Source organism: Paenibacillus sp. FSL H7-0940, assembly GCF_037979415.1.
GTDB classification, from domain to species: domain Bacteria; phylum Bacillota; class Bacilli; order Paenibacillales; family Paenibacillaceae; genus Paenibacillus; species Paenibacillus amylolyticus.
Genome location: NZ_CP150280.1, coordinates 3,323,070 through 3,349,669, shown reverse-complemented (window position 1 = coordinate 3,349,669; position 26,600 = coordinate 3,323,070). Strand labels below are relative to the sequence as shown.

Annotated in this window: 19 protein-coding genes; 13 read left to right on the top strand and 6 right to left on the bottom strand. The window is 46.8% G+C overall.

What is annotated here, in order from left to right; genetic code table 11:
- The first annotated feature begins 145 nt into the window (after positions 1 to 145).
- The gene (locus tag MHB71_RS14570) at positions 146 to 364 is read left to right on the top strand and encodes a YqzE family protein (RefSeq protein WP_036609606.1); all 219 of its coding nucleotides are present in this window, start codon (positions 146 to 148) and stop codon (positions 362 to 364) included.
- A 121-nt stretch (positions 365 to 485) separates the two neighbouring features.
- On the opposite strand, the gene MHB71_RS14565 is transcribed toward MHB71_RS14570, so the two are convergent.
- The 3 genes from MHB71_RS14565 to MHB71_RS14555 all read right to left on the bottom strand — a co-directional run bounded on the left by MHB71_RS14565 (position 486) and on the right by MHB71_RS14555 (position 4,605).
- On the bottom strand, positions 486 to 1,490 hold the full coding sequence (locus MHB71_RS14565; RefSeq protein ID WP_340030020.1) for a hypothetical protein: 1,005 nt from the start codon (positions 1,488 to 1,490) through the stop codon (positions 486 to 488).
- 154 nt (positions 1,491 to 1,644) lie between these two features.
- Positions 1,645 to 2,838 carry a YqhG family protein gene (locus MHB71_RS14560; RefSeq protein ID WP_340030018.1) on the bottom strand — a complete coding sequence of 398 codons (1,194 nt, stop codon included), beginning with the start codon at positions 2,836 to 2,838 and terminating at the stop codon, positions 1,645 to 1,647.
- A gap of 3 nt (positions 2,839 to 2,841) precedes the next feature.
- Complete coding sequence (locus tag MHB71_RS14555; RefSeq protein WP_340030016.1) at positions 2,842 to 4,605, bottom strand: SNF2-related protein; 1,764 nt, start codon at positions 4,603 to 4,605, stop codon at positions 2,842 to 2,844.
- A 565-nt stretch (positions 4,606 to 5,170) separates the two neighbouring features.
- Between MHB71_RS14555 and MHB71_RS14550 the strand changes: the two genes are divergently transcribed.
- Positions 5,171 to 7,810: an adenosylcobalamin-dependent ribonucleoside-diphosphate reductase gene (locus tag MHB71_RS14550; RefSeq protein ID WP_340030015.1), complete on the top strand. Its 2,640-nt coding sequence runs from the start codon at positions 5,171 to 5,173 to the stop codon at positions 7,808 to 7,810.
- An 82-nt stretch (positions 7,811 to 7,892) separates the two neighbouring features.
- On the opposite strand, the gene catA is transcribed toward MHB71_RS14550, so the two are convergent.
- Positions 7,893 to 8,540: a type A chloramphenicol O-acetyltransferase gene (catA, locus tag MHB71_RS14545; RefSeq protein WP_076326925.1), complete on the bottom strand. Its 648-nt coding sequence runs from the start codon at positions 8,538 to 8,540 to the stop codon at positions 7,893 to 7,895.
- 231 nt (positions 8,541 to 8,771) lie between these two features.
- On the opposite strand from catA, the gene MHB71_RS14540 reads away from it, so the two are divergent.
- From MHB71_RS14540 to MHB71_RS14500, 9 genes are all read left to right on the top strand, one after another.
- A complete protein-coding gene (locus tag MHB71_RS14540; RefSeq protein ID WP_340030014.1) occupies positions 8,772 to 9,332 on the top strand; it encodes a flavin reductase family protein in 561 nt (186 codons plus the stop codon).
- 574 nt (positions 9,333 to 9,906) lie between these two features.
- Entirely contained in the window at positions 9,907 to 12,000 is a 2,094-nt protein-coding gene (locus MHB71_RS14535) for an acyltransferase family protein (RefSeq protein WP_340030013.1), read from the top strand.
- A gap of 258 nt (positions 12,001 to 12,258) precedes the next feature.
- Complete coding sequence (locus MHB71_RS14530; protein ID WP_036609593.1) at positions 12,259 to 13,572, top strand: extracellular solute-binding protein; 1,314 nt, start codon at positions 12,259 to 12,261, stop codon at positions 13,570 to 13,572.
- A 101-nt stretch (positions 13,573 to 13,673) separates the two neighbouring features.
- On the top strand, positions 13,674 to 14,555 hold the full coding sequence (locus MHB71_RS14525) for a sugar ABC transporter permease (RefSeq protein ID WP_036609591.1): 882 nt from the start codon (positions 13,674 to 13,676) through the stop codon (positions 14,553 to 14,555).
- Positions 14,556 to 14,591: 36 nt separating this feature from the next.
- Positions 14,592 to 15,446: a carbohydrate ABC transporter permease gene (locus MHB71_RS14520; protein ID WP_164783106.1), complete on the top strand. Its 855-nt coding sequence runs from the start codon at positions 14,592 to 14,594 to the stop codon at positions 15,444 to 15,446.
- Between the two features lie 30 nt (positions 15,447 to 15,476).
- Complete coding sequence (locus tag MHB71_RS14515) at positions 15,477 to 17,258, top strand: sensor histidine kinase (protein ID WP_340030012.1); 1,782 nt, start codon at positions 15,477 to 15,479, stop codon at positions 17,256 to 17,258.
- Entirely contained in the window at positions 17,255 to 18,841 is a 1,587-nt protein-coding gene (locus MHB71_RS14510) for a helix-turn-helix domain-containing protein (RefSeq protein WP_340030010.1), read from the top strand. Before MHB71_RS14515 ends, MHB71_RS14510 begins: the two co-directional genes overlap by 4 nt.
- Before the next feature lie 90 nt (positions 18,842 to 18,931).
- Positions 18,932 to 21,508: a glycoside hydrolase family 2 protein gene (locus tag MHB71_RS14505; protein ID WP_340030009.1), complete on the top strand. Its 2,577-nt coding sequence runs from the start codon at positions 18,932 to 18,934 to the stop codon at positions 21,506 to 21,508.
- A 215-nt stretch (positions 21,509 to 21,723) separates the two neighbouring features.
- Positions 21,724 to 21,954, top strand: coding sequence for a hypothetical protein (locus tag MHB71_RS14500; protein ID WP_076208990.1), 231 nt, complete (start codon positions 21,724 to 21,726; stop codon positions 21,952 to 21,954).
- Between the two features lie 117 nt (positions 21,955 to 22,071).
- Here the strand turns inward: MHB71_RS14500 and MHB71_RS14495 are convergent, their stop codons facing one another.
- On the bottom strand, positions 22,072 to 23,187 hold the full coding sequence (locus MHB71_RS14495; RefSeq protein ID WP_340030008.1) for an FAD-dependent monooxygenase: 1,116 nt from the start codon (positions 23,185 to 23,187) through the stop codon (positions 22,072 to 22,074).
- Between the two features lie 270 nt (positions 23,188 to 23,457).
- Between MHB71_RS14495 and MHB71_RS14490 the strand changes: the two genes are divergently transcribed.
- Entirely contained in the window at positions 23,458 to 23,940 is a 483-nt protein-coding gene (locus tag MHB71_RS14490) for a MarR family transcriptional regulator (protein ID WP_036609579.1), read from the top strand.
- 96 nt (positions 23,941 to 24,036) lie between these two features.
- Here MHB71_RS14490 and MHB71_RS14485 read toward each other — a convergent pair whose 3' ends face one another.
- Positions 24,037 to 24,336, bottom strand: coding sequence for a hypothetical protein (locus tag MHB71_RS14485; protein ID WP_047842412.1), 300 nt, complete (start codon positions 24,334 to 24,336; stop codon positions 24,037 to 24,039).
- A 214-nt stretch (positions 24,337 to 24,550) separates the two neighbouring features.
- Between MHB71_RS14485 and MHB71_RS14480 the strand changes: the two genes are divergently transcribed.
- Complete coding sequence (locus MHB71_RS14480) at positions 24,551 to 26,575, top strand: Na+/H+ antiporter (protein WP_340030007.1); 2,025 nt, start codon at positions 24,551 to 24,553, stop codon at positions 26,573 to 26,575.
- Positions 26,576 to 26,600: the final 25 nt, after the last annotated feature.

The following is a 26,600-nucleotide window of genomic DNA, read 5'->3' as shown; positions in this document are numbered from 1 at the left end:
GTATGGATACCTTTGGCATTAGACTGTGCATTTTGAGGGTTTTCATACTCCTTTCAATAAAAAAATGTTTAACCATTGCACATCCTGCACACAATAGAACTATCGTAAGCTCCGTGAAAGTGCAGGAGCGAAGGAGGCAGAGGTTATGGCCAAAAGTGATGAGTTGGTAAAATACATTACGCAACGTGTAGTACATTATATCGATACGCCGAAGGATGAGCGGAAAGGTCGCACCAAAAGGAAAGAGCCGTGGGCGATGAAGTGGTTTGGTATGATCCCTTTCGCTGTATCCCTGTGGGTGGGGAAAAAGGAAAAAGAATTCGATACACAGTCTCATAAACGAAGTTCTTCGGGAAAAGGGTGACTATCGCTTACCTATTTCACTAATGGTAAACCAAAAGACGCAATCCCTTAATAAAATGGGAAGGCGTCTTATTTGTTGTTTTACAGGTTATCTGAATGTATCTTTGAGAATTTGCTGATGATCAAGGATTTACGAGGTAAAAATGGCCATCTTGCTGCAATGTGTTCAAAGGGACAAAGCGTTGAATGGATGATTTTCCACCTAGCGATACATATAGAATGGACTCTGCTTCCTGATCTGTATGCCACAGCTGATAACCGCTAACGGGTAGAGGACCGCCGTATACAACGTTACGATCACCCGCTGAGAAAACAATCTCTTGATTCTCCCCGTGTTGTAACACATCTTGTGCCCGGTCGGCAGCAACAGGTTTGGAGGTAATCCACAGCAGATTGTCAGCCGGATTGAAGACGGGTCGCAGATGAAGTGGATCGACTGATAAAGATGGCGTTGTGGATAAATCAGTTAAGCTGGCAGAGTTCTGTTTGGAATCAGCCTCCAGCAGGTTCAGGAACTCTGACGGTAGTACATCTCCGTTCGTAGCATCAATATAAAGTGCAGGATGATTAGGTTGCTCCACTTTCCAATAAGCCAGCAGGGGAAGAGCATAACCAAGATGAAGCTCTCCTCCAGCAAGTAATGCCTCAAGGTTCACATGTTGTCGATCCAAGGTTTGTCCAAGAAGTTCATTGTTGTATGGTGACTGTTCTCCATGACCATATTCACTAAGCATCAACTGACCCTGCTCTGTGGCCGTAATAATCATATATCCGATCGGTTTGCCTTCAAACTCAGCTTGTACGAACCAGCTATGTAAACCCGGCCCCAGAGGGTAGAAGTTCAGGTCGGCGTTCTTCCAATGCACTTCGCCGTTAGCTGTACCAAGTGTAACAGCTTGTTGCTCTGCAAACCGTTGTACAGCAGCGGGAGCTAGCTTTTCATTCTGAATGGCATGATGTTCGGGGCTATACTCTGTTGATGATGCGGGGGATAGCGAAGAGGTTTTTTGTTCCTCTGCATTGGCTATCGACCAAAAAGAGAATAGGGCAAGACAACTGAGCAAGCCCAAGGTTATACAGGTTGTTTTCCGAGCGTTGTTCCAACACGTATGAAAGAATCGTTTCAAATTTACACCTACTTTTTCATTTATCCGTTACCTGAGCGGGTCCTAGTTTCATTCTAGGGGACAGGCTATGCAAAGGTTGCCGCAACCTGTCGGGCGGCTGATCATGAATAAACACTACTTTTGCCAGCATTTGCAGGAAAAGTAGTGTCTTCGTCTATCTTAAGTGAAACATGCCGCTGCTAATGGCAGTCACTTTCACTTTGGGTTCATATTGCCAGATCATCTCGGTCCGGCGTGTCTCATACTGCAGTTTCATAGCTTCGCGATCGATTACCGCCTGTTTTGCTTTCTCTTCTTCGGCATCTGTCTCGGAGTCGATCGGTACTGCTGCCTCTGCCGCCAGTTCTACATCTGCTCCAATGGGTTTAGCGTTAGTTATATCCACAACTTTTATCAGTGGTACAGGTGGCGTGCGGTTAGAAGGGACATTTTCCGTGTCTGAGGTTATGTTACCTGGTGATTCTACTTCAGGCATATCTTCTCGGAGTACCGCCTCATAGTAGGTGTCCAACACGTCGAGCTCCAGATCAAGCCGCTCTTGGGCTTTCTCTGCCCAGCTGTAATCGAGTTCCAGCAAGCGGTTCGTCAAATGAGATTCCAGAGCAGCTCCGGCATCAAATAACGAAACTTTAGCTGTCTGTACATGCATGTTCTCCGCAAGCCTCGGACTAAGATCTCGTCGGTTCAGCTTGGTGCCGAATTTTTCTATAATTTCACCCGAGCGAAGGGAAATGCCGAGAAAATGCAATTCCTCCCGTTTCAAATCACAGGCGAATTCCACCTTGAAACAGACACCAAGCCAAGGCTCATATACGGCTGGCGCTGTAGCCCGCAATTGCCGTTTGGCAGCCTGTTCGAACAGGTTCACGAAGGCACCGCCTTCACGGGCAGCGCCGAAAATCTGCTGCAGTCTGCGACTGCCATACACCACTTCTTCACGCAATATTCGTCCTGGCCCCAGCTGTGGCAACGATGGCGTAATACCGAAGTAACGGCCTAAAATAGTTTCTTTTGGTGGCTCGCCTTGAGGACTGCCGTTGGTTACGCCATTCGTTCCATCAGGGTTAGGAACAGCAGGAGGTGATGCTTGCGCAGCTTTGGCTTCTGCTGCTTCAATGGCCTGCTGATAACTGTCAGGATCAAATATAAATGTAAAGGACATCGTCTCAGCGGGTGCTCCGGTTCGTTCCACGAACCCCCAATAATAGGGGCGATTGGTCAACGCTTTGTCCGCCTCAGGCGAGAGTTTGACTGTAACATGGGCAGGGGAACGCTCCATAATCTGACAATCCAGTGCTTCCAGATAGGTGAGAACATAAGCCTGCACTTCATGGGGAGACATGGTCATGAGTTAGCTACCTCCTTTACGAAGATCTAACAACCCGGATACGGCAGGCCCTTCATCTGAAACCTCACGTTGAATAGAGTTCAACGATTGTCCAAGTGAATCCATTTTTCGGCGAATATCTTCATCAGTTTGTGATTCCAGCATGATTTTGTACAAACTTTTCTCAATAGACTCCTTCTTCTCTAACCGTTCCAGAATGACATCCAGCCCGCCGATCACCATCTCAAACATATTGATCTTCTCATGCAGCAGATTCAGAATATGTTCCTCAATGGTTCCAGTCGTGGATAAATTGAAGATGTTCACGTCATTTTGCTGCCCCAGCCGGTGTACCCGACCGATTCGCTGCTCTACCCGCATAGGGTTCCAAGGCAGATCAAAGTTGATCATATGATGGCAAAATTGCAAATTGATGCCCTCACCACCCGCTTCGGTTGCAATCATGGCCTGTACACGCCCGCGGAAGAGATCCATCATCCAGTCTTTTTTGCCTCGATTCATACCACCCCGATAGGGTACAGCCGTAAGCCCATTGTTGCGGAAATAGTTTAGCAGATACTCCTGCGTGGCCCGGTATTCGGTGAAGATAATTACTTTTTCATTCATGTTCCAAATCAGTTCCATCGTTTTCTCCGCTTTGGTATTCTCCTTGATCGCTTTAATATGGGCAACGAGTTCCCAAATCTTGTCCCGAAGGGGAGAGTCCAGCGGAAGTTTCTTCGACAGATTAACCAGCGTCACGAATACAGCATCCCGACTGCTGCACACTTCACGCTGCAATGTAACAAGGGAGAGCATGCTGCTCAGGTTGCCGCCAGCTTCCTGGTACTGGTCTTTAACAAAGGAAGTCACGCCATCATAAAGCGCTTGTTCTTCGGGCGATAGTTGCAGATTCACGTTGGAGACATTCCGTTTGGTAAATTGAACAGGGCCTTCGCCGCGGCGGTTACGAATCATGACTTTGGATAACTCGTTCTTAAGCTGTTCCTGATTTTTCGGAACCCGTTTGTCTACAACAAAGTTGGCCGCAAAGTCACCCTGACGACCCAGTTGACCGGGCTTCAGCAGGTTGATCAGATTGAACAATTCACTCATATCGTTCTGCACAGGTGTAGCTGTGAGCAGCAGACAATACTTTTTGCGCAATTTGAGCATGAATTGATAGTTGGTTGTTTTCTTGTTTTTGAGTTTATGAGCCTCGTCAATAATAATCATGTCGTAGTCGGTATTCAGCAGCATATCTTTATGCGGGTCACGTTTGGCTGTATCCATGGAAGCAACAACCACTTCATTCTGCCAGGAATAGGCCTTTTTCTGGGCAATAGCAGGGATGCCAAATTTTGAATTCAACTCCCGTACCCATTGCAGTACAAGAGAGGCTGGCACGAGAATGAGTACCTTGGATACGAGACCCCGAACCATATATTCTTTCAGAATGAGACCGGCTTCAATGGTTTTGCCAAGACCCACCTCATCGGCGAGAATGGCCCGGCCTGACATTTCAAATAATACTCTGCGTGCAGTGTCCATCTGGTGAGGGAGTGGAGTGAGACCTTGTAGATGCTTGAGACATTGGATCTCGTCAAAATTGGGAATCAGGTTGGTCTCTTCGGCTTGAATGCCGAGTTGGAAGAGTCGATAATCCCCCCAAGGACCTCCTTTATCCAGTCGTGATTCCAATTGATTAATCCAGGTCCGATCAAATTCCAACGGAACGGGTAGCTCGGCTACAGGTTGATTCATGTGGTGCGGGTTTTTCCGATTCATGGTGTTTCCTCCCCTGCCATACGTGATGACGTTTTATTCGTAGGTAATAGTATGGACGAATGAGAGTCAGTTCATAACTATATAAGTTGAACTACATTTTATTTGCACGAACACTACGATGACAGAACAACCTTCCAATCGCTGTTATCCCCAGATTTCTTTGATTCCCTTTTCTGGAGGGGGAAATCCGGGGATAGCGTATGCTTTCGATGCAGCTTTCTTTCAGAAAGCTTTTAGGCGAACGCTTCGCTTTTTCAGGTTTTTTCTGTCCTCTCCGTTGACGTGCAAATGATTAGTTTAACTTATATTGAACCCAGAAATTTAGTAAAGGCACATGTTTTTTCTGTGCCAAAAAATTCACTGATGTCGTATTCATGCGTATGAGGGTGTGTGAAGAAGTTTGTCCGAACAGGGGAGTCTACAAAATAAGGTCTGTGATAAAAGTCATGTGGAAAATCAATATATGGTGTAATATACTGTTTTTATATCACTATATGTGGTGTTTCATCATAATTTACTCTTATAGTGAAAATGGAGCTTTATATCGGGGAGGTTGAATGTAGCGATGAAATCGAACCAACGATCGTACCAATTAGAAGGACTCAGCGAAAAAATATTTCTGGACCGATACGCCTGGAAGGACGCTGATTCGAATCATGCCAAGGTTGGAGATGTGGTATTGGTATTAACGAAGGATGATCCGAAGTTCCCAACCAAGGAAGTGGGCGAAATCATAGAACGTCAGGGTCAGCTTGTACAGGTAAGAACTCGAAGCGGAGAGATGATCGAGACAAGTGTGGAGAAATTGACACTCAACATAGAGAAAACACCGGAAGAGATGTGGGACCGTCTTGCCAAAGCGATGGCTTCTGTCGAATCCACAGCCGATCAGCGGGCAACGTGGGAGTCCAAGTTCCGCTCTGTGTTGGAAGATTGGAAGTTAGTACCCGGAGGCCGCATTGCTGCGGGTGCGGGGGCAAGCGACGAGTTGACACTCTTCAATTGTTATGTCATTCCGTCTCCGCAAGACAGTCGGGGTGGAATCATGAAGACTTTGACCGAGATGACGGAGATTATGGCACGTGGGGGAGGTGTTGGCATTAATTTGTCCTCTTTGCGTCCTCGCCGAGCGGTGGTGAAAGGTGTCAACGGATCATCCAGCGGTTCCGTATCGTGGGGCGGATTGTTCAGTTATACGACTGGACTGATTGAACAGGGCGGAAGCCGCCGGGGTGCGCTCATGCTGATGATGAATGACTGGCATCCGGATGTGCTTGATTTTATTACCGTGAAACAAACGATGGGGCAGGTGACCAATGCCAATCTGTCTGTATGTGTGAGCAACGCATTTATGGAGGCTGTCAAGCAGGACGGAGATTGGGATTTGGTTTTTCCCGATACGAACGATCCAGATTATGATACCGAGTGGAACGGGGATATGCAGCATTGGAAAGCCGCAGGTCATTCGGTGGTGCACTATCGTACACTGAAGGCTCGCAAAATCTGGCATACCATTATTGAATCAGCCTGGAAATCGGCAGAGCCTGGTGTGGTATTCATGGAGTACTACAACCAGATGTCCAACAGCTGGTATTTCAATCCGATTATCTGTACTAATCCGTGCGGGGAACAAGGCCTGCCTGGCTGGGGTGTATGTAATCTGTCTGCGATCAATCTGTCCAAATTCTACGATGAAACAAATCATGATGTGGCATGGGATGAACTGGCGGAAACCACTCGTATCTCGGCTAGATTTTTGGATAATGTCATCGATGCAACACCATATCATTTTGAGGAAAATAGACTGAATCAGCAGCGTGAACGCCGGGTTGGGCTTGGCACAATGGGACTGGCAGAGCTGATGATTAAGCTGCGTATTCGATACGGCAGTCCTGAATCTCTTGTTTTTCTGGATAAACTGTATGGATTCATGGCGAAGGAGGCCTATCTGGCATCGGCAGAGATTGCAACAGAGAAGGGAGCTTTTCCAGCTTTCGAAGCTGAACCGTATTTACAGAGTGGATTCATGAAAAACATGGTTGCGACGTACCCTGAAGTGGGAGAGGCCATTCGTAAACAGGGCATTCGAAATGTCACACTGATCACACAAGCGCCAACGGGAAGTACAGGTACGATGGTGGGCACATCAACAGGTATTGAGCCGTATTTCGCCTTCAAGTATTTCCGTCAAAGCCGTCTAGGTTATGATGAACAGTTCGTACCGATTGCACAAGACTGGCTGGATGAACATCCGGGTGAAGCTTTACCAGACTATTATGTGACGGCAATGGATTTGTCGGCTGAGAATCACATACGGGTGCAGGCTGCGATCCAGCAATGGGTGGATAGTTCGATCTCGAAGACGGCCAACTGTCCGGCTGATTTTACAGTGGAGGATACGGCTGAGCTGTACGAACTGGCCTTCGACCTTGGCTGCAAGGGAGTAACGATATACCGCGACGGCAGCAGGGATGTGCAGGTGTTGTCCACGTCGAAGAAGGAAGAGACCCAAGGTGAAGATCAGAACACGGCGGAAGCTGAAGAGAAGACAGTCGTATCTGCTATAGAAAACCCGAATAATGCTGAAGTACAGGCAAGTGATGGAACTTCCAATAGCCAGGTTGGTGTTAGAACGCATTCTTCTGATCAAGCCCCTTCCTCTTCTACAGTGCTGGATAAACAATACAGAAGCCGTCCTCAAGTACTGCGCGGTGCGACATACAAAATCAATACGCCATTTGGGATGGCTTACATTACGATCAATGATCTGGAGGGAACGCCGGGTGAGATCTTCCTGAACGTGGGCAAAGCGGGATCGGATGTGTTTGCCATGGCTGAGGCACTCGGTCGAGTATGCTCTCTATTCCTTCGATACGGAGATCATGGGCACAAGGTTGAACTGTTGATCAAACATCTCAAGGGAATCGGTGGTTCGGGAGCGATTGGCTTCGGAGCCAATAGGGTTGAATCGATTGCTGATGCAGTCGCCAAAGCATTGGAAAGTCATGTACAGAGCGATGTGCAGGAGAACGAACCTGGAGCATTACAAAAACAGAATCAAGTGGAGAGCACGTATCCAAAAGTAGAGGATCAGAAAACCTTTATCGAATCGAGAGATTTATGTCCTTCATGCGGCTCGGCATCCCTGATGAATGTGGAAGGTTGCAGAACATGCAGCAACTGTGGGTACAGTAAATGCAATTAAATATCTTTTGAAAAAAAGAGAAAAAGAAAGGCACTCCTGACTCCATTACGAAGTCAGGAATGCCTTTTTGTCATTTAGCTAACTAACACCAATCCTGGCATCGATCTGCAAGTGATTGCAATTCATTAAATACAACACCAGCATGGTAGCCGTCGCACACGGCGTGATGTAACTGAACGGATAAGGGAAGATATACTTTATCGTTCTGTTGAACATATTTCCCCATCGTGAAAATAGGCAACAAGTAGGTTCCCTCATTGTAAATATTCAGATTAAATCCCGTAAAGTTCACCCAAGGAATACTGGAAACGGGAAAAGTATTTGGCGGTTCATTGGGTTTGGCAACAAATTGTTTGTGATCTTTGTAATTCTTCATATCTTCCAGATAACGAATGTGGAACGTCTCAAAATCTTCATGGAATGCTGTCCAGATCGTTGAGAAACTTTTGTTGTCCTCATGAAAAATCGTATAACTCGGAGACAATTCATCCCAATAGCCCAATCTCCCCTCGGCATCAAAACAAGTTCGAAATTCCCTGTGTGCATTGACGACCGTAGAGATCATATGAATAAGAGCCGGATAGAACTTCAATCCTTTAAGCTTCAGTTCGTTGATCAATAGAGTGATATCCAGATTAGCAGTTATGCTGTAGGTACATCTGACCTGATTCAAGTAGTGGTCAAAGTATGGCTTTCGATCCCACTGATCTAACACGATTGAATTAAACATAAGTTATAACCTCCTAAATTTGAATAATGGATTTATTTAGGAGGTATATTTGACTGATTTGACCATATCCTATCACATTCCCAGTATCATATTTTTAGAAATTGACCATTTCAGTATACCATGATAGTGAATATGTCGCTTATAGCGAAATCGTCTGCAAAACGCTTTTTCAACCTGTTTCTTTCCTTTATAATTAAAATTGTCTTTATAACGAAGAAGAGAGGGGATTAGATGCGTCAGCCGATAGAAGAACCTATATTTTATTCTTATCCTGGAATGGTAGCGGTGGTGACTTCACGTCATGAGGGAGTCCAGAATGTGATGGCGTCCGGATGGCATACATACATCGGATCATCACCAGGCGTATATGGCATCTCGCTTCGTAAGGAAACATACTCCTATGAACTCATTGAGAAGAGTGGCGTATTCGGTGTTCATATCCTACCAGGTCATCGATCAGAGTGGATTCAAGCTGCAGGAACGTTCAGTGGGAGAGATACGGATAAATTCACAAGATTCGGCATTCCGTATGAGGAAGGAATCAAGGTAAGTGTACCCATTTTGACAGACGCTTATTTTGCTTATGAATGCAAGGTTATGGAGATTACGACATATGGTGACCATGAATGGATTGCAGGCGAAGTATTGCAGCGATATCAGGATCAGAAGTACTTTCTGGAGAATGGAATGGTTGATCTGGAGAAGTTGCAAATCCCAATGTACACAGGGCGTTCAGCATACCGGATCATGGATGCGAGGACAGAAGAAAAGATTCACCCGTTCCACCTCTAGGGTCCTAGGCAAGAAGAAGCAATTATGAGCAAAACTTTCAATCCGGTCTGACATAGGTTTATAATGGATATTGGCTGCTGAGCAAGTCGGCAGCCTTTTGTTATGAATTTAATTGTTTCAATCGATGTGTGCGTGGGTATGCTGGTTTGCGCAAGCGGGACAGGTAATTTTAGCCACTCGATGAAAAGTACTATATTTAACGACAAAATTAGAGTATGATTTTACAGCTATATGAGCTGGCAGGAAAGGTTACATCGGTTTAATCGTTTGTAACTATTCCTGTAAAGTATAAGGCTTAATACGGGCGTATAATGCTAAACGTGAACTCACGAATGAATATAAAGAATATTTTAATAATTAAACTTAATGGACAGGCAACTCGTCTTCTTTAAGATTATAGAATTCACACAGAATGTCGCATCATCGGATCGTGCTTCGAACAGAAGCTTTTCTTATGCTGTAAATGAAAGATGGAAGGTGCAATACGTATGTTAATGACAACCAGAACGATCAGGAGTTCCTTTATGCCCCCAACACCGATGTTGTTGACTCACAGTAACAAGGAGGGGCATGCATGTCACAATCGTTAAATCGTAAGAGACATATGAACGGACTTGACGGCTTGCGAGCCATCGCTGTACTTGCGGTAATCGCGTATCATCTGAATTTGGATTTTATTCCGGGCGGACTGCTCGGTGTAGGTATATTCTTTGTTCTCTCGGGATATTTAATTACAGATATTCTCGTGTCACAGTGGCAGGAACATGGACGCATTTCACTCGGTGATTTCTGGGTAAGACGGGTAAGGCGTTTGCTTCCAGGCATGCTGACCATGACAGCTGTGGTGATGATCTGGTTGGCCTGTACAGACCCATCCCGGCTTGCTGCGCTTCGTGGTGATATCGTTTCGGGTGTATTATACATAAGCAATTGGTGGTATATCTTTCACAACGTTTCCTATTTCGAAAGTTTTGGCCCTCCATCACCGTTTGGACATTTCTGGTCGCTGGCTGTGGAAGAGCAATTTTATCTTATATGGCCTCTTCTACTGATGGCAGCAATTGTAGTGTTCAAAAGAAAGGGATGGCTGGTCGTCTTCATTGTCGTCGCAGCGGAATTATCTGCTGGCGCAATGGCCATCATGTATAATCCGGATTTGGACCCGAGCCGTGTATATTATGGAACAGACACGCGGGCATTTGCACTGCTTGCTGGTGCTGCTCTTGCCGTGGTGTGGCCTAGTCGCAAGTTATCGAACTCTCTGTCTGGCATGAACCGGCTTGTGCTCGATGTGTCGGGACTTGCTGCGCTCGCTTTGTTAATCTACATGATGCTGAACAGCAGTGAATATGATCCGTTTCTGTATCAAGGGGGCATGGTGCTTCAAGCTATCGCAACAACGTTGCTGGTAGCGGTGTTGGCTCACCCATCGTCTTTCCTGGCACGTATCATTGGCGCGAAGCCATTACGCTGGATCGGAGAGCGATCCTACGGATTATATCTGTGGCATTATCCAGTCATTATTTTAACCAATCCCGCGGTGGATACGGGAGGAGCACATCCTGTACGCATCATTTTACAGGTTGCTGCAACGGTTGTACTGGCCTCATTGTCCCTTAAATATATTGAAAATCCGATTCGGTACAATGGATTCCGTGATTCTTGGTCCCGATTATGGGGAAGAGGGCGGTCATCAATCGGTATACGTAACGTATGGTGGAAGCGGGCAGGTCTGTTGATGACGATTCTGCTGTTGTCCTATACGGTATCTCAGATGATGGTCTCCCATGCAGCGAACTCCGATTCCCATTCGGTATCGATGTCCAACACATTAAATGGAGAGAATTCCGTAGCGGAGGAACAGGGACAGGATGTGTTGCCAGCTATTACAGGAACGTCAGGCTCTGGCCAAAAGAACGATGCTCATACCCATAAACCGGAAGCAGGAACGAAAGATGATCCGGGGAAAAATGAGAAGCCAACAGGAGAGTCTTCTCCAGATTCAAAACCTGACGAACAGGACAATTCAGTGAATCCTGGCAAGGACGGTCAGTCTGAAGATAAGCCGGCTGATGACTCCGTGACGAACGAGAATGATACATCGGATGACGCCGGAGCGAATCAATCCGATAATACGGATCATACGGATGATACACCTGATTCATCTCAGGACAATGAAGAAACGGCTCCTCCAGCCCAGGATGGTAAGGTTCATTATACTGTCATTGGAGATTCGGTGATTTTGGATGCAAAACCGTATCTGGAGCAAAGTATATCAGGAGTGTATGTGGACGGACATGTTGGTCGTCAGATGTGGCAGGCAGGCGATGTATTGGAAGGTCTGAAGCAAAACAACCAAATGGGCAGCAAAGTGGTGCTGGAGCTCGGGACGAATGGTTCTTTTAACTCCAAAAACTTGAATGCTGTGCTTGATTATCTGAAGGATGAGGATCGGGTATATCTGGTTACTGTGCGCGTACCTCGTCCATGGGAACGAACGGTGAACAGGGCGTTGAATGAAGCAGCATCCAAATACAGCAATGTCTCGTTAATTGACTGGAACAGTGCAAGTGAGGGACATGACGAATATTTTGAAAAAGATGGCGTACATCTCACTACGCAAGGGTCCGAAGCTTTTGCAGAACTGGTGAAGAACAGTATCCAATAATACGCAATCCATATTTAATACGATTTAGCACTTATTCATTATATATAGCCTGGGGTGAAGCTACCGACGGCTGCAACAAGAAAGAGCTCTCATTGTGAGGGCTCTTTTTAGTTGTTATGAACAAATAAGCCAGCAAAGTAAATTCCAAACAGGGGAACCGATATTTTTCACCCCTGCATCCGTGGATCGTCACCTTACGGTATGATAGCGTTAACATTTACAATAAGTGTATTCAAATCGCCGAGGGGGATTATAGAGATGTTGAAAAAATGGCTTTCGGGTTTCCTGGCAATAACATTGTTCTCCATTATTCTGGCTGGCTGTGCTGGCGGGGACACTTCAGAAGGAGGCAGCGGCAATGACAAAGTAACCGTCACACTCTGGCACAACTGGACCGGACAGGATGCAAAGGCGGTTGCGATGCGCAAAATAATTGAAGATTTTCGCGCGGCGCATCCAGATATTGAAGTTGTGGATGAAGGCCTGCCCACAGATGGTCTCAAAACCCGGCTTCGCACGGTGGCCGCTGCCAACGAGATGCCAGACCTGTTCGTGATGTGGCCAGATGCCATGACTAAGGAATTTGTAAAAGGTGACCTGTTACAGCCCATTAATGCAGAGCTGGACGCAAAGCCGGAGTGGAAAGATAACTTTATCCCGAATGCATTGGACGGATACACCGTAGACGGGAATATCTACTCCGTGCCGATGAATCTGGCGCCGAGTTCCTTCATTTATTACAATGAAGCTCTTTTCAAACAGTACAACGTAAAAGTACCTGAGACGTGGGCGGAACTGGAACAAGCGATTGCTACTTTTAATCAAAATAAAGTTATTCCCATGGCACTTGGCAACAAGGCCAACTGGGTAGCTCAATCAACGATATTCAGTACACTGGCTGATCGGATTACCGGCACAGACTGGTTCTTGAAAGCGGCAGCACAAGAGGGTGCTAGCTTTACCGATCCACAATTTATTGAAGCCTTGAACAAGATGCAGGAGCTTGGCAACACCAAAGCATTCCAAGATGGATTCAACAGTATCGATGAGACACAGATGATGCAACTTTATTTCCAAGGTAAGGCAGCGATGGTCATGAACGGCGGATGGGCCTTGGCAAATCTGGTGAACAATGCACCTGAAGAGGTGTTGAACAACACACATATTACGATTCTTCCTCCAGTGGACGGAGGTCAGGGTGAACCAAGAACAACATCCGGTGTAGTAGGAACCGGGTTGGGTGTAAGTAAAAAGCTGAGCGGTGCGCAAAAAGAGGCAGCGATGGAGCTGTTCTACGCGCTGGCAGGACCTGATGGTCAGAAGGCCACATTGGATAGCAGTACATTGGTGAGTTACAAGATTGATCTGGACAAAACCAAAGCACATCCATTGTTCGTTGAATTATATGATCTGATGCAGGAAGTGAAGATCACGCCAGTATACGATTCCAAGCTGGGATCGGCAACGGTTGAGGTTATTAATAATGCATTGCAAGAGTTGCTTATGGGCGGCAAGGCCGAAGACATTGCGGCTAAAATTCAGGCGGCTCAAGCCAATGCAGTTAGTCAGTAACCATTCGTTAAAACCCCTTCCCGGTAGGGGAGGGGTCTTAAGTATGGATGAGATAGTCAGTTGCAAGTTGGTAAAGGCATTTATGGAAGGGAAGTGAACAGATGAACGCACTGCGCAGTCGGCGTTTTATTATGCTGGGGCTTGCCCCGGCAGTCATCATTTATGCATTGTTTGTATTTGTACCGGTCGTGTGGTCGGCATACTACGGTTTCTTCAACTGGTCCGGCATCGGCGCATCCAAATATATTGGTATGGATAATTACGTGGAGATCTGGCATGATCCTGTGTTCTGGCGGGCACTGAAAAATAACGTTATTTTTGTGTTGGCATCGGTATTTGGACAAATTCCGTTAGCGCTGATGTTGGCGGTCATCTTACACAAAAGTAATCCGTTACAGCGGTTTCTGCGCTCAGCCGTATTTCTGCCGATGGTGTTATCCACTGTCGTTATCGGTATGATCTGGCAGTATATCTATCATCCGCAGATCGGGATATTGAACTTTCTGCTGGACGCACTGGGGCTGGAAAGTTGGAAGCTGCAATGGCTTTCCGATGACAAGATTGCCATTTTCTCATTGGTACCGCCGCTGCTCTGGAGCTTTGTCGGGTTGTATCTGATTATCTTCATCTCGGCGTTGCAGAATATTCCAGGCGAGATTCATGATGCTGCCAAAATAGACGGTGCTTCAGGAATCCGGAAACTGGTGTCGGTCTCTTTGCCCATAATCTGGGGTACGGTTCAGGTAGCGATCATTCTATGTATTTCGGGTAGTCTGAAATCATTTGATCTGGTCTACATCATGACCAAGGGTGGTCCGGCACATGCGACGGAACTGCTTGCAACGTATATGTACAATTCAACCTTTACAACATACCGATATGGTTTTGGTAGTGCGATCTCCACAACCATCGTACTGATCTCCCTGCTGCTGATCGGAACAAGCCAGTGGCTAACTAGTCGCAAACGAAAAGAGAATCAATAGAGAGGAGGAGCTATCATGCGCGTGACACCTGTATCCATGCCATCACCTCGAAGCAGCTCGGGCCATCCGATTCGTCGCTTACGTAGCGGAATTGTTTGGACGCTGCTAACGGTCTATGGTATTTTAACATTGTATCCGTTCTACTGGCTCGTGATTAGTGCATTCAAAACAAATGAAGATTTCTATAGCAGGCCCTTTGGTCTGCCGGAAAACTGGAATGTTGCCAATTTCAGCAATGCATGGGAAAGCTCCAGGCTAGGGACTGCTTTTGGCAATTCACTAATCGTATCGGTGGGTTCACTTATTCTGACGCTGTTTATTGCAGCGCTGGCTTCATTCATCCTGGCTCGTTTCCAGTTTCGCTGGAAAGGGTTGATCATGACCTTCTTTGTTGTTGGTATGCTCATTCCGATCCATAGTACGCTTGTCCCCTTATTTATTCTAATGAAACAGATGTCCTTGCTAAATACGTACTGGGCCTTAATATTACCTTATACGGCTTTTGCATTGCCTACGGCCATTTTTGTGCTTACGGCTTATCTGACAAGTGTTCCACGTGATATTGAAGAGGCAGCTTTTATTGATGGAACAGGACTTTGGGGGCTGTTTACCCGAATCATGCTACCCATGTCTGTGCCTGCGTTGTCGACGGTTACGATCCTGAGTTTCCTGCATGCGTGGAATGACTTTTCATTTGCGCTTGTATTCATCAACAAAACCGGATTGAAAACGTTACCGCTGGCCATTGCGAACTTTGCGGATGGGTATCAAACCGATTACGGATTAACGCTTGCTGCCATGACCCTATCGGTCATTCCAACCATTATCTTGTATCTCATATTCCAGGAACAAGTTATGAAAGGCATGACAGCAGGAGCTGTCAAAGGATAAGCGAAAGCGCATCCAGAGGAGGAGAAACGTTTGGCACGCTGGCTCACATCTTCGTTACAAAGGAAGCTATCGGTCGTCGTGACGGCTTCAATGATTGTGCCATTGCTGGCCTTGGGTCTGTTCGCCTTTCTGATCTCTTCCCGCATTACAGAGCAAAAAACAAAACTGTCTGGCATGGATACGCTGAAACAGGTGGAAGCAAATCTTCGTTATATGCTGCAAGATGCCGAGAACCTATCGATTTTCCTGATTGGAGAACGGGACATCCAGCAGTATCTTAGCCACAATGAAGATCATGAGCTGGACCGGGTGGATATCCTGGGCAGGATGACCAATCTGGCGGCTTCCAAGAAATATATCGCCAACATCGCCATATATCCAAGCCGATTCGATGCCACATTGTCTACGGCTACCTGGTATGAATCCAATAATTCAAGCTTATCTTATCCACCAGTGCCGAGCGGAGAAGCAGTGAAAAAATGGACGGGGGTATATCCGGTCCAGAATTATGCGGGTATACAAAATGTGATCACATTGGTTAGGCCAATCCGTAGTATCCATGATTATCGACCCATCGGCTGGTTAGCCATTAGTCTGGATGAGAAGGCCATATCCAAGGGATGGGCCGCTCTGGGATTAGGCAGAGGGCAAGGCAGACTGGAGCTCATCGGCAGTTCTGGAGAGATTCTGTCTTCGATGGACAAATCCCGGCTTGGACTTAAGCTGGAAGGTGTCGAACCAGGGATTTCGACGTTAATTCAGGATGGCGGTAGCGGAACCACCACGTATGGCAGTGGTGACGATAAACGGACGTTGCTCTATTATCCGGAAGAATTGACGGGGTGGACGTTGGTTGGAACAGTCCCATACGACCAGTACAAGTCCGAGAATCGGTATATCCTTATTCTAACCGGCTGCGCCGTTGCCATGTCTGCTGTGATCAGTGCTGGCTTGGTCTGGTTTACGGTGCGGCGTGTGACGAGGCCGCTTCGTGTGCTTACCCGGCATCTGTCCCGAATTGATCCGGAACGCCCGCTTCCTCTGTTTCGATCTGAAAGTGATGACGAGATTGGCAGGCTTGGGGAGAGTTACAATCTGCTCGGTGCACATATTCAGTTATTAAAGGAAGAGGTTATTCGAGGTGAAGCTCGCAAAAAAGAAGCGGATCTTCGGGTGCTACAGGCGCAGATTAATCCGCACTTTCTGTATAACACACTCTCTTCGATTCACTGGATTGCCTTAATGTCTGAAGAGAAGAGAATTGCGGATATGGTTGAGGGCCTGAGTGATTTTCTACGTATCAGCTTGAATAATGGTCAGGATTACTGCCCTGTGGAACAGGAAATTGCTCATATTCGCCATTATGTGCGTGTGCAGTCGATTCGTTTCCCTGATCAATTTGTGTTGCATTATATCGTAGATCCAGCACTTGAGAAGCGAATGATGCTGAAGCTATTGCTGCAACCGCTTGTTGAGAACGCAATGATTCATGGCATTCAGCCCAAAGCAGGTGTGGGTACCATCACCATAATGATTCGCAAGGACCCGGATAATGAACAGATAAATGTGTTGGTGCTGGATGATGGTGTAGGCATGGAGCCGGACAGACTGGAGCAATTAAGGATAAGCATTAGGGAATGGAAGGGAAAACAGCCGGAAAAACAGCTAAACCAAGGCGGTTATGGGCTCTGCAATGTGAATGAGAGACTGCTGCTCCATTATGGAGCGGATGCACAGCTTGAAGTAGACAGCAGGGTTGGGGGAGGTACCCGGATTTCGTTTTCCATTCCAATCTTGGAGGGTTCGCCATGAGACTATTAATTGTTGATGATGAAGTGATTATCCGTACAGGGCTTGCCAACGTTATCGCGTGGCATGAACTCGGAATTGAGCTTCTTCAACCTGCTGCCTCCGCAGAGGAGGCGTTAACACGTTTGGCTGAGGAACGTCCGCATATCCTGATGACGGATATTCGGATGACAGGCAGATCGGGACTGGAACTGGCAGAAGAGGGCCTGCGATTGTTACCTGAGCTGGAGGTCATTATTTTGTCCGGATACGATGACTTTTCTTATGCCCAACAGGCGATTCGCCAAGGCGTTACAGATTATCTGCTCAAAACAAGCAAACCGGAAGAGATCATCAAAACCGTATTACAGGCCAAACAGCGAATCACGGAACGTTGGGCAGAGAAGTCCAAAGAGGGCCAGCTTATGCGGGAGAATCGAGAGCGGTTATTTGCTGGATGGATCATTGATGGTGACACCGCTTCGGGTCATTTTCCTTCATTTTTGCGATCTGATGCTGGAAAAGAGGCATGGGTTGTTGGCCTTGATGATGAACAGATTCTCAGACAAGTCATTATTCTTCGAGCAGAGGGTTGGGATCGATCCTCGGATGCGCTATTACGATTTGCGGTGCAGAATACCCTGGAGGATATGTTACCTGGTGCCATTGCTCATGTAGAGAAACAGCAAATTATCTGTGTAGTTTCATGGCCGCCTGTAGAACATGAAACTACGTTCAGGCTGGAGAGTGCATTACGTCGGGTGGAGCAATTACTGAAGTGCACCCTGCGAGCAGCGGTAGGTCTGCCTATGCGTGGATATGCAGATCTGCACGAAAGCTATAGAACTGCTTCAGCTGCCTTCCGATATCGGGGTTTGATGGATTATAAAGTATGGCATTATGAGCACGTTCAGAATCGCCAAGGTGGTAAAACTGTACTTACGCACGAAGAGGAGACCAGACTTGGTACAATATTGCTGGATAATGATTCAGTCACGTTAACGACTTGGACGCGGGAACTTGTGGCTAATCTGATTACAGAACCGGAGGTCACACCAGAATCGTTCAATGCTTGTCTACACTCGGCCGTCATTGCAGGTCATCGCTGGCTGACTCGCACAATGCGAGCCACAGGGCGTGAAGAACCCGCAAGGCTCGAGCCCTGGTTGCCGGAACCGGATGCCGAAGCTGCGGAACTCGGGGATATGCTGTTCCATCATCTGTATGGTCTGATGCATGTCTATCATAGCCGAATGGGTCAGGGACAGGCTGCCCATGTGCAGAAGGCTATCGGTTATATTGAATCATCATTGGCACAGGATATTAATCTGCAGCAGGTAGCTGGACATGTTCATTTGCATCCGGGTCACCTCAGTGAACTGTTTAAAAAAGAAATGGGTGTGACCTTCGTAGATTTTGTCACCGATATGCGTATACGAAGAGCGATGGATATGCTCGCGGTGTCTCCAGCGAAGGTCAGTGAAGTCGCTGCAATCAGCGGCTACGAGGACGTGAAATATTTTAGCAGACTGTTCAAAAAACATACCGGCAAGACCCCGAGTGAATATCGCGAAGAGGCGTTGTCGTTCAAGCCTTCGGGAAGTTAGAAATGAGCAGATTAGGAAACATGTCTTGCCTTTCTGCAAACGTTTTCGATATGGTATTACTCAGGGTTATTGGAGAGTGAGGGCATACTGATGAAGACCTATAGTTCAAGTCAGGATTTATCGGGACAATGGAAGATACAGCATTTTGAAGTTGGAGAGAAGCGGGCAATGGATGTGGCAGCAGCTGCACTGGATGACCGTTTCTGGATCGGGGCTGAAGTGCCTGGCGATGTACATGCTGCATTGGTTGAGCGCAGTATCATTGATCCGCCCTATTACGGACATAATGATGCCAAAAGTCGCTGGATTGAGCAAAAGGAATGGTGGTATCGCACAACCTTCAATCTGGTGAGAGATGCAGAGACGGAGGAGCACTTTGAATTGGTGTTCGAAGGATTGGATACGTTTGCAACGGTATATGTCAACGGCCATGAAGTCGGGAAAACGGCCAATATGCTTATGTCACATGCATTTGATGTAACGTCTCTGGTACGCAGCGGCTGGAATGCGATTGCTGTCAAGTTTGATCCGCTTCACATGCATCACCGGGACAAAGAAACCTTTGACTGGTCCTCGTATACGAAGGAACGGCCATGGTTGCGCAAAGCAGCGATGAACTTTGGCTGGGACTGGGGTCCACGCATGGTTACGGTGGGGATCTGGGGTGCGGTAAGGCTGGAAAAACGAACAATCGCCAAGCTGGAAAATATGTATGCTCGTACGGAATCAGTCAGTTCAGAGTTGGCAGTCTTACATGTCACAGCGGATGTGAAGTCGGTCTTGTCTTACCGTAACAGACAGAAACGTGAGCAGGCTGTGGTTGCGACCTGTAATGTTCGTCTGTTGGATCGCAGTGGACACGAGGTGGCAGGTGTCACTGAACTACCCGTAGAGGGTGGTGTAGCAGATACCACATTAAACGTTACGTCACCTCAGTTATGGTGGACTCATGATCTGGGTGAGCCGTATCTGTATACGCTGGAGGTTACATTATTCGCCGATGGCGTTGAGGTGGATCGTTATAGCGAGCCTTATGGGTTACGAACGATTGAGCTGGCTCTTCACAATGAACGGGGTGAAGATGCATTTACTTTTATTCTGAACGGAGTCAAAGTATATGCCAAGGGTGCCAACTGGATTCCGGCTGATCATCTGATTGGCGCCATCCCGAACTCTCGATATCGTGAGCTTGTCGAGCTGTCGGTGGAAGGGCATATGAACATGCTGCGTGTCTGGGCTGGTGGTATATATGAGAAGGATGTCTTCTACGATGAGTGTGATCGGCAAGGGGTGTTGGTGTGGCAGGATTTTGCATTTGCAAACGCATTGTTCCCGGATTTCAATCGTGATTTCATGGATAATGTACGGCAAGAGGTAGAAAACAATGTCCTGCGCCTGCGTAACCGTGCCTCGCTTGCTCTCTGGTGTGGTAATAACGAGATAGACTGGCTCTATGATATGAAGTCGGCAAGTGGAGATATTACCAGTCCGTTCTACGGCGAACAGATATATCATGAGCTAATCCCTGAAGTGCTGGAGCGCTTGGATCTGTCTCGTCCGTACTGGCCTTCTTCGCCGTTCGGAGACAGCAACGGTCAGGATGCGAATGACCCGGATGTGGGGGATCGCCACAACTGGCAGGTATGGCATGGTTCGGTCTATCCAAGGAAGCATGGAGAGCCACCACTGCTGGACTACAGTATTGAAGGTGTAACGTTCAAAAATTACAAAAACGATCATGCATTGTTCAGCAGTGAATTTGGTATGCACGCCTCGGCCAATCGTTACACACTGGAGAAAAATATGCCCGCAGGTCAGTTTTACTGGGGCAGTCCGGAGATGGCCTATCGTAACAAAGATACCAATCATCAAAAAGGTATTTTGCTGATGGAGGGTTACACAGGGATTCCGCAAGATATAGAAGAGTATATGAACTACTCCATGCTTACTCAAGCAGAAGGGCTACGATATGGAATTGAACATTTCCGGCGCATCAATCACCGCAACAGCGGAGCGCTTGTATGGCAATTGAACGATAGTTGGCCAGGAACAAGCTGGTCCATGATTGATTATGAACTGCTGCCGAAGGCATCCTTTTATTATGGGAAAATATTCTTTCATCCTGTCCTGTTGTCACTGGAGCATGAGCCGGGTGAACCGCTTGCGTTGTGGGTTGTGAACGATACACGTGACGTCTTGAAAGGGGAGCTTCGACTCAATGTCTATGCATTGAATGGAGAGAAGATCTACTCCAGCTCATATGCTGTTGAAGTAACATCCCAATCCTCACGGTGTATTGTTGAATTAACTGAAGTAGAGGTGTTACAGGGTAGACGCGCGGAGGAAGTAATGGTTGAGTTGGTATCCGAAGGATTTGCGGCACCGAGTAATCGATACTTCTTGCGCGATCCTAAGGATGTGACGTTGCCAGAGTCGCAATTGAGCGTACATGTGAACGAGGAGGAGCAGTCTGTTACGGTTACGGCCAGTGGTGGGATTGCACGATTGGTGAAGCTGGAGCTTCCCCTTGGGCGTGTCCGATTCAGTGACAATTATTTCGATCTGCTCCCCGGTGAGAGCCGAACAGTGAGACTACGTCATCCAGAGCAAACGTCTCTGCCACTGACAGAACTTCGAGTTAGTGCCATGAACGGCAGAGAAGGATAAAATAATAATCACAGACTTCGAATCTTATTCGAGGTTCAAGGTGGTAATCCTGATCAGGGATGCCACCTTTTTTACTTTTGCAGCAGGGTGAGTTCATGTCGTTGTGTCAGGTGGTTTAGTCCTTATTCCACAAGCAAAACTTCCAATCGGGTTCACATCTTGAATCATTAAGGTTAGAATGATATAGAGAAATCGTTTTCAAAGGAGGTGGATTCATGTCATTTGTCTTTTACCCGGAGATGGTTATATTCATTCTGATGTTGATCCTGCTGATTATTGGTATCGTATATATCGTTCGTAAAAGCAAACAAGTATTGCGCCGCTTAAGCAATCTGGAGAAAGCAGTATATGAAAAAGATAACATCTCATCCTATCCGAAGGACGTTGATACTGTACAAGAAGGAGCACCCAGAGAAGACACGTTTGCTCCACGCAAACGAAAATGAAGAAGGATACGGAATTACATAAAAAAGATAAACCAACAAGCCAAACAGCCGATTCTTCTCTATGAGGAAGTGATCGGCTGTTTGGGCATATAGGCATTTTATCCGTATTAACTGGGTTTAGAGAAAGGATTCATAACGCTGTTGGAAAGAGGATTCCATCTCCACTTGTCGAGCAAGTTGCTGCTGTACCTTTGCACCGCGAATCGTCTGAAGTTCCTGAAGTTGTGCAGTGGAACGGAATTGATCTGCAGCCATTTGGACAAGTAATTCGGAGAGCACATCCGCATCTTCGAGCGCGGCATTAAGTCCAAATGCACCGGTTGGGGTCATGGTATGAGCGGCATCACCGATGAGTACAACATTGTCCTGTGCCCACGACGGGCAATAGCTGCTTTCAACAGATAACAGAACAAAATCACTCCAGCTCTGAATGTTGGCAGCTACAGAATCAGATAGGCAAGGAAAAGCAGATACAAGTTTATCTACAAAAGGAGCAATCGGCTGCTCTCGCAGCTTGGAGTAAGCTCCTTCGGGAATGTTCCATCCAATCTGAACATAACCGCCGAACTGTGAGAACAGTGCGAGCTGTTGACCATCCATGCTGGCCATTCGAACAGCGGGTTCCCAACCTACGGGTGCCGGAATGCGTGCCCAGAGCAGATCATACCCATGCTTACGAATCTCCGGGGTCATACCGGAATGTTTGCGTACAGCAGAGTATCTGCCATCAGCACCCACAATTACAGATGCTTCAATGGAGGCAGGAACACCCTTCTGCCGAATGTTAATACCCACGACCTGGCCGTTCTTGTCTCGTAACAAACCGGTCATAATCGTATTGAATAGTACTTGTTCGTTTGAATTGTGCTGCTGAGCATGCGACACGATGGCTTCCAGGAGATGATCTTGGGGTATATGAATACCAACATGAGATTCTCCATTGCCTGGTGATACCGTATGAATAATCTGCCCATTTTCCCAATACTGAATCTGTTCCAAGAGCAGCGCTCCGCGTTGCTGAATGAGGGAATAGAGGCCGTGTTTATTTAAAATGGCTTCGCCGTCCACATTAAGCAACTCCCCGCGAAACGACTTGTGCAGGTGGGGCTGCCGCTCAATGAGCATCGTGGAGATTCCTTTTTGATTCAGTAAATAAGAAAGCAAAGCACCGCCAGGTCCAGCGCCCACGATGCAAACATCCGTTTTGAGTTGTGATTGTGTATTCTGATTCATGTGCATAAGTCCCTTGCATTATAATGGTGACGCTTTATTTACTTTATAACAACAGATTTATTAAAATCATTAAGTAACTAAAAGTAACTTTAAAGATATAGGTTATTATAAACAAACCCGTTGCCATAATGCAATAGGCGAAACCCAAAATAAAACAAGAGTCTTGCAGTCAACGATAAGGTGTCGGATACAAGCGCATTTTTCACAAACATCATAGTGTAAATATGTTACAATATAAGGTAGGTTATGATGAAAGGCGGAGGAACGTTTATGAGCCCGGATACGGAGCGAAACTCTCAATTGGCAAACGTAGATCAATTGTTGGAGGCCTTCTTCAGATATAAAAATAAAGTATTGGATCAGCAGCAGAAGACCGAAACCAACTGTAAACTGAATCCGACAAAAAGTCATATATTGGGCATGATTTTACGTGAAAAACGCTGCATGGCGGTTGATGTGGCCAGACAACTCAGTTTGTCTTCCGGCGCAACCACCATTGTACTGAATCAACTGGAGACGGAAGGGTTGATCCAGCGGGTGCGCAGTGAAGAAGACCGGAGAATTGTGTGGCTGTCCTTAACGGATGAAGGCGCGCAGCTTGCCAAGACACTTAATGCGAATCGCGGCCGAATGACGTGGGAATTGTTGCAAGCACTTTCCGAAGAGGAGCAACAGCAGATGTTTGGCATGCTGAAGAAAATTGAACTGAAACTGCTGGAGAACATGAAGTCGTTTGAGCAGATCCACCGGTAGTCCATAATATGACTTGATCCTTGAAGACGTCAGTCCTCATGAGTTCGCCCTAATTGCGGGGGGATGAACCTTGAAGACTGGCGTTTTTGAGTTGGTTTACAAATGAAAGCGAACCACATGATCTGTCATGCCTTCTTGGATCAGAATTTCTTTTTGCTTGCTGCCCATCAGGTCAAAGTGGGGAAAGGGCTGGCGCCGATGAATGTATCGCGGGTCCAACCCATGATCGTTGCACCAACGTTCGAGACGTTCCAGATCTGCACAGCCAACTTTGGTGACACTGGTGATACCGGGAAATCGGTTGTCAATCCAGAAATGAGTGAGGTACGCAATCTCACCCCGAGCCACTTGTTCCTTCCAAGCAGCAAGCTCTTGTCGTTTAATTCCAAATGCCATAGATGCAAGTTCCTTTCCAAACGGGTATTGTCCTGAGCATATTGTAACATCTTATATACAGAATCCATCAGAATTCTTTCATTCAGACTAGTCTGAGGCGAGTTGATTGGGTATATGAATATGACAACATTTTTATAATAAAGGTTGGATTATGTTAAAATAAACCTATACAACAAAGGTTTCACCACTTCTATAGCGGAAAGGGATTGTCATCATGGAAATATTTATTGCCGTACTTGTGTTACTGGTACTGATTGGTTTATCCAATATTTTAAACCGGTTTGTACCCTTTATTCCCATTCCGCTCATTCAAATCGTGCTTGGTGTAGCTATAGCTTTGCTTCCCGCAGGTGTTCACCTGCCGTTGAATCCGGAATTGTTCTTTGTACTGTTCATCGCTCCTTTGTTATACAACGATGGTAAGCGAACGCCAAGGAATGAATTATGGAATCTGCGTGCACCGATACTTCTGCTTGCACTAGGGCTTGTATTCGTGACGGTGGTCGTGGCGGGATATGCCATTCACTGGCTGATTCCTTCGATTCCGTTACCTGCTGCTTTTGCTCTTGCAGCCATACTGTCCCCGACAGATGCTGTGGCCGTTGGCGCCATGGCGGGCCGGGTACATTTGCCCAAAGGCATACATAGGCTTCTTGAAGGTGAAGCATTAATGAATGATGCATCTGGCCTCGTGGCCTTCAAATTCGCAATTGCAGCCACAGTTACAGGTGTATTTTCCCTGGCGAATGCAACCTTCAGTTTTATTCTGATTGCGATTGGCGGACTTCTCGTCGGGGCCTTGTTATCTTTTCTGTTAATCAGACTAGGGTTATGGATCCGTAGACTGGGCATGGAAGATGTGACCATTCACATGCTGCTGCAAATCCTGACGCCATTTATCATCTATCTGGTGAGTGAAGAAATTGGGGTATCAGGTATTCTTGCGGTAGTGGCAGGCGGTATTATCCACGCCATTGAGCGTGACCGTGCTGAATCGGTTCAGTTGAAAATGCAGGTGGTATCTGCGAGCACATGGTCAGTCATTTTATTTATACTAAATGGTCTGGTGTTTGTTATTCTGGGTGTACAGGTCCCGGATGTGTTGAGTACCATATTTGAAAATGTTTCGTTTAATAATCTGCAGGTGTTGGGATATGTGGGCTTGATCTCGGTGCTACTGCTGGTTCTGCGTTTTCTCTGGATCTATCTGTTCTGGCAAGGGAATGAATTGCTGCGTACCAAATCCTCTATTGGCCGGCCCAGATTCAAGGATATTACGATCATTTCCCTCTCTGGGGTGCGGGGGGCTGTAACATTGGCGGGTGCGTTCTCCATTCCTTATGTGCTTCAGGATGGATCACCTTTCCCTGAACGGGATCTGATTATTTTCCTCGCGGCAGGGGTTATCCTCTTCTCCCTGATTGCGGCGAGCGTGTTTCTTCCAGTTCTGGCCAAGGACGATGGGAAATCCACAGAAGAAACACCGCAGAAGTCAGAACGAAAAGCACATGACATTATGCTGAATGCGGCAATACGAGCTGTCAAATCCGAAATGAACGATGAGAACAAAGCTGCGGCACTCGCGGTTGTCTCCGACTTGTCCAAGTACATCAGACAGGCCGCAGGTCAGCTTACCGCCGATAAACGCAAAGATATTCAGAAACAAGAAACGGCGATTAACCTGATTGCCACCCGGGCGGAGCGTAAAGAAGTTGAAGTAATGTTAGACGAAAATGCAATTGCTTCTGATGCGGCCTTCAAATGTGACAGCTGGCTGGATCGCAAGGAAATGATGCTGGCGAATCGTGCAAACACTCAGTTCATGACCTCGATCAGCGAGATCGGGCGTGTGTTAGGACATCTCTTCACCAACCGGTCCCAGAAGCCGAATCAACCATTTATGCTTGAAAATGCAGAACTGTTCCGTCAGGTGAAGTTGCGCACCTCTGAAGCGGCAATTAAGGCTATTCGTGCCCATATGAACGATGGGAATCGAGTTGTCGCACTGTCGGTCATTGCCAAGTATGAGCGTGTAGTTGCCAAATTGCGCACCTGGAACCAAGGTAAAACGGAAGATCCATTTAATCAGGAGAAATTGGAGTTGCAGATGGTGGCGATTCAGGAACAGCGTAATACAGTGCAACAACTGTATGAAAACGGTGAAATCACCCGTGATGTGGCTGCGAAACTGCGCCGGTTTATTAACGATGTGGAAGCGACTGCGTTGAAAAACACTTAATCCGATAAACCCGATATTTTAAATA